Source organism: Streptomyces sp. NPDC058534 (genome assembly GCF_042717365.1).
Lineage (GTDB): Bacteria > Actinomycetota > Actinomycetes > Streptomycetales > Streptomycetaceae > Streptomyces.
On the sequence record NZ_JBHXNW010000175.1, the window covers coordinates 1 to 2594 of the forward strand.

2 protein-coding genes and 1 pseudogene are annotated in these 2594 nt (G+C 69.8%); all 3 read left to right on the forward strand.

Features of this window, described 5'->3' with window-relative positions:
* The first annotated feature begins 526 nt into the window (after positions 1-526).
* Positions 527-1756, forward strand: coding sequence for a PP2C family protein-serine/threonine phosphatase (locus tag ACFWR9_RS42575; protein ID WP_383853039.1), 1230 nt, complete (start codon positions 527-529; stop codon positions 1754-1756).
* 118 nt (positions 1757-1874) lie between these two features.
* Positions 1875-2030 (forward strand): hypothetical protein, encoded by a 156-nt coding sequence (locus ACFWR9_RS42580; RefSeq protein WP_383853042.1) that lies wholly within the window; start codon positions 1875-1877, stop codon positions 2028-2030.
* 237 nt (positions 2031-2267) lie between these two features.
* Positions 2268-2474 (forward strand): annotated as a pseudogene (locus ACFWR9_RS42585) (hypothetical protein); the annotation flags it as partial.
* Positions 2475-2594: the final 120 nt, after the last annotated feature.

The following is a 2594-nucleotide window of genomic DNA, read 5'->3' on the forward strand; positions in this document are numbered from 1 at the left end:
TGTTGAAGGCCTTGACCGCGTCCTCGTAGCCCGGAGCCCAACCCCAGAATGTTATCGATGCCTTGCCCGAGGACGACGCCGAGTCCGAACCGGAATCCGAGCAGCCACTGGCGGCGAGGGCCAGGACAAGGGCGCCCGAAACTCCAATGAAACGGACAGTTGATCGCTTCACAGCTCCTCCTTGACAAGGGTGGCGCGGAGGAGATGTCTCCGCAGGGCCGAGAGATCGGCGACACGCAGCCGCCCCCGGGAACCCGGGCCGGCCATCGGTAGCTGGAACTATGACAGAGAATGTTATCGATGCCAACGGGTTCGGTCACGCCAATCGACGGCGCACGGAGATACCATCTCCACGCGGTTGGCAGCGATATCAAACGAGCGGTGCCGAGCATGTCGGCACGCGGGCGCGCGGGGGCCTCTGGCCACCGAGCGGGCGTTCCGCCCGTGCGCTGACCTGACCGGAGGGCTTCCGGTGCCTATCGTGAAAGGACACGTGATCTACACGGCGTGGCGGGCAGGTGGAATCGTGAACGAATCCGAGATCGACTACGAGGCGGTCTTCCAGGCTCTGCCGAGCATGGTGGCCCTGTTCACCACGGACCTGGAGTACGCCGACGTCAACGAGGCGTTCCTGAGCGGCCTCGGTCGTGCCCGTGACCAGGTGGTGGGCCACCGCCTGGCCGACGCCTTCCCCGACGATCCCGGGGATCCCGCCGTGACCGGCATGCGCAAGCTGCGGGACTCGTTGCGGTGGGTCGCGGCCACCGGGGAACGCGACGCCATGACGCTGCACCGCTACGACGTGGAAAGCGTGCACCGGCCCGGCGTGTGGGTGGAACGGTACTGGAGTACGGTCTGCGTCCCCGTCCTGAGTCCCGACCGGCGGGTGGCCTGGCTGCTGCACTGGGAGGAGGACCTGACCGAGCTCATCCGCCAGCGCCGCAGCCAGAGCGGAGGCGACCGGGGCACGGTACTGGAGGCCGAACTGTACAGGCGGGCCAGGGAACTGCAGGAGGTCAACGAACGGCTGCGCAAGGCCCACGCCCACGAACGCGAGGTCGCCCTTCACCTGCAGGAGGCGATGCTCCCGGTGCCCGACCCCCTGCGGGGGCAGCATTCCGCGGTGCGCTACCGGCCGGCGGTCGGGTCCCTGAACGTGTGCGGGGACTGGTACGACCTCGTCGACCTGCCCTGCGGCCGCGTCGCCGTGGCCGTCGGCGACGTCGTCGGCTCCGGGCTGGTCGCCGCCTGCGTCATGGGCCAGCTGCGCAGCGCCCTCAGCGCCGCCTGCCGCGCCGCCGACGGCCCGGCCAAGGCCCTGGAGGCCCTCGACCTGTACGCCCGCTCGGTGGACGGCGCCGAGTCGACCACAGCGGCTCTGGCCGTCATCGACGGCACCAGCCGCACCATCTCCTACAGCAGCGCCGGCCACCTTCCGGCTGCCCTTGTGCGCGCGGACGGCACCGTGGACTTCCTCGACCAGGCCACCGATCCTCCTCTGGCCACCCGGCCCGAACACACCTCTCGCCCCCAGACCGAAACCACGTTCACCGAAGGATCCGTCCTCGTGCTGTACACCGACGGGCTGATCGAACGCAGGGGCGAGGACATCGACGTCGGCTTGGCGCGGCTTACCGGCTCTCTGACCCGCCACCGGCACGCCGATCCCGAAACACTCGCCGACGCGCTGCTGGACGACCTGATCCCACCCGCCGGAGCGACCGACGACACCGCCCTGGTCATCCTCGGTCTGTGACGACGGAGGATCCGACCACGACGGCCGCACGCCGTGTCGGTGGCGGCCAGCCGTCGTTGCCACCGGACGGTCCGGCAGCCGGTCTGCGTCGGTGATCCGGGCGGTGGACAGCCGTACGTTGTCTATCGCCCAGTACCAGTTGTTGCCGGCGTTGAAGAGCCGAAAGCCCGCCATCGCCGACGTGGTCTCGGCCGGGACGGGGCAGGAGACGCGGACCAGACGGTTCTCCTGGTCCCGGCCCTGGTTGGTGTTCCCGGACATCGCGCTGGTGTAGTGGAGCAGCCGCACCTTGTCGCCGGTGTCGAACTCAAGGGTGACCTCGGCCTCCTGCGGACTCTCCTGCCGGTAGTGGGAGTCGAAGGCGAGGTGCAGGGTGGAGGTGCCGGACGGGATGGCCACCGCCGGGCTGGTCAGGGTCGAGTCGAAGCGGCCCCGGCCGGATTGGTCACCGGTGTCGTCCCAGTCGTCGGAGCCGGCGACGCCGGGATGCCGAGGGCCCGGGTGAAGTCGGGCCGCCGACGCGATCCGGCTGGCCCGCAGGACGCTGGGCACCATCAGGTCCAACCTGTTCTGGGCCTTCGCCTACAACATCGCCGCGCTGCCGCTCGCCGCGGCCGGACTCCTCAACCCGTTGATCGCCGGAGCCGCCATGGCCTTCTCCTCGGTCTTCGCCGTCGGCAACTCCCTGCGACTGCGTGGCTTCAAAGCCGCAAGCTGAGAAGGCTTCCCAAGAGGGTGGGCGCGGGCCGTAGCCCGCCCCCCCCCCCGTCCGTTCTCTTGCATCGGGTCATCAGTAGTCATCCCCCGCCCGCGCCCGGGGCGTGCCCCGCCGGATGGG